3 protein-coding genes are annotated in these 1715 nt (G+C 63.6%); 2 read left to right on the top strand and 1 reads right to left on the bottom strand.

Translation table 11 applies throughout. From position 1 onward, the window contains the following. Positions 1-458, top strand: a 458-nt coding sequence (locus EN893_RS32625) for a LysR substrate-binding domain-containing protein (protein WP_245490941.1), incomplete at its 5' end; no start/stop codon positions are given. On the opposite strand, the gene EN893_RS32620 is transcribed toward EN893_RS32625, so the two are convergent. Then, positions 397-1017 (bottom strand): TetR/AcrR family transcriptional regulator, encoded by a 621-nt coding sequence (locus EN893_RS32620; protein WP_128362121.1) that lies wholly within the window; start codon positions 1015-1017, stop codon positions 397-399. The two genes, EN893_RS32625 and EN893_RS32620, sit on opposite strands and share 62 nt — an antisense overlap. Before the next feature lie 66 nt (positions 1018-1083). On the opposite strand from EN893_RS32620, the gene EN893_RS32615 reads away from it, so the two are divergent. Beyond that, on the top strand, positions 1084-1509 hold the full coding sequence (locus EN893_RS32615; protein WP_127270139.1) for a VOC family protein: 426 nt from the start codon (positions 1084-1086) through the stop codon (positions 1507-1509). The last annotated feature ends 206 nt before the right edge of the window (positions 1510-1715 follow it).

The raw sequence follows: 1715 nt of genomic DNA, 5'->3' as shown, positions 1-1715 counted from the left end.
GCTTCATGTCGATCGTGCTGGCCGCCGCGCCCAGCCATCCGCTGGCCCTGCTGCCGAAGCCGGTGGCGATCGAGGATGCGCGCGAACACACGCAGCTTGTCGTCACCGACCAGTCGGAGCGCACCAAGGGGCGCGACTTCGGCGTCTTCGCCTACCGCACCTGGCGGCTGACGGATGTGCGCACCAAGCATATGCTGATGCGCGAGGGGCTGGGTTGGGGCGGGCTGCCGCGCTGGCTGATAGCAGACGACCTGGCGAGTGGCCGGCTGGTCGAAATCGACCTCGAATCCTTCAGGGAGGTGAGTTCGCCGCTGTTTGCCATGCACCGCAACGATCGCAGCCCGAAGCCCGCGGCGGCCTGGCTGATCGACCAGTTCAAGCGCCAGCTCGGCTGCTTCAACGAGTTCGAACCGGGCGAGGTGCCTGAGGAAGAGACAGGCCATCGATCAGTGCCATGAGCACGGCGCGGTAGTCCTGAGCTGACGCACCGGCCTCGATGGCCAGGGCGGCACGATCGAAGGCGGAGCCGAGCAGCGCGGTCAGCGCGTCGGCCGGCAATCTCGTCATCGTCTGCGCCCGCATCGCCGCGACCAGCCCTTCGCGCAGCGAACGGTTGCCGTGGCGGTTGTCCATCGCGTCCATGACGGCGCGGCCAAGCACGGCCGGGCCGTCGAGCAGCAGCAGCCGCGTGCGGCCGGGCGCGCGCATCGCAGTGAGATAGGCGTCGGAGCCGGCAATGAGCGCGTCGCGGGCATTGAGCGATGGCGGCGAAGCGCGCTCGATCTCCTCAGCCACCGCCATCGCCTCCTGCTCGACCACGGCGGCAAACAGCGCCTGCTTGTCGGCGAAGTGATGGTAAAGCGCGCCGCGCGTGACGCCGGCGGCAGCGACGATCTCCGGCGTGCCGGTCTCGGCATAGGATTTTTCGGTGAACAGCTTTCGTGCCGCGGCAATCAGGTCGGCGCGCGTCGCCTCGGTGCGGTCACGGTTGGAACGACGCGCGGAATCGCGTTGCATACATGCAGCCTGTATGTTAAATGAAGTTACATGCAGACTGTATGTTAATCGACGGGAGAAGGAAAGATGAAGACGACGAGCTATTACCCGGTGCTGATGACCGGCGACGTCGCCGGCACGACGGCGTTCTATATCGAGCATTTTCGCTTCCAGCCGCTATTCGAAAGCGACTGGTATGTGCATCTGCAATCGGTGGAGGACAGAAGAGTCAATCTCGGCATCGTCCAGGGCGATCATGAGACGATCCCGGAAGAGGGGCGCGGCCGCGCGTCGGGCCTGCTGATCAACTTCGAGGTGAGGGACCCGGATGCGGTCTATGAACGGATCGTCGCGGCCGGGCTGCCGATCCTGCGCTCTCTACGCGACGAACCCTTCGGCCAGCGCCATTTCATCACGCGGGATCCCAATGGCGTGCTGATCGACGTGATCAAGCCGATTCCGCCGAGCGAGGCGTTTCTGGCGCAGTACGCGGAGGGGGCGGTGGGCACCTGAACGATGTTTTCGTGTTGGCTGTTTCCTACGCAATTTATGATCATCCGGTAATGCCAAGCCGAGAAAGGTTTGATTTCTGAGCAGATGTGCGATGCAATCATGCGAGTGCAGGTGGCGAGCGGACCATTGAATGACCGAAGATCTTGTCGATCGAATTTATGAAGCGGCGTTCGTCCCCGATTTATGGCCAGACGTCTTCGACAGGT

Source organism: Mesorhizobium sp. M7A.F.Ca.CA.004.04.2.1, assembly GCF_004022825.1.
In the GTDB taxonomy this organism is placed as follows: domain Bacteria; phylum Pseudomonadota; class Alphaproteobacteria; order Rhizobiales; family Rhizobiaceae; genus Mesorhizobium.
The sequence above is the reverse complement of the archived record's forward strand: the minus strand, read 5'-3'. Positions and strand labels throughout refer to the sequence as shown.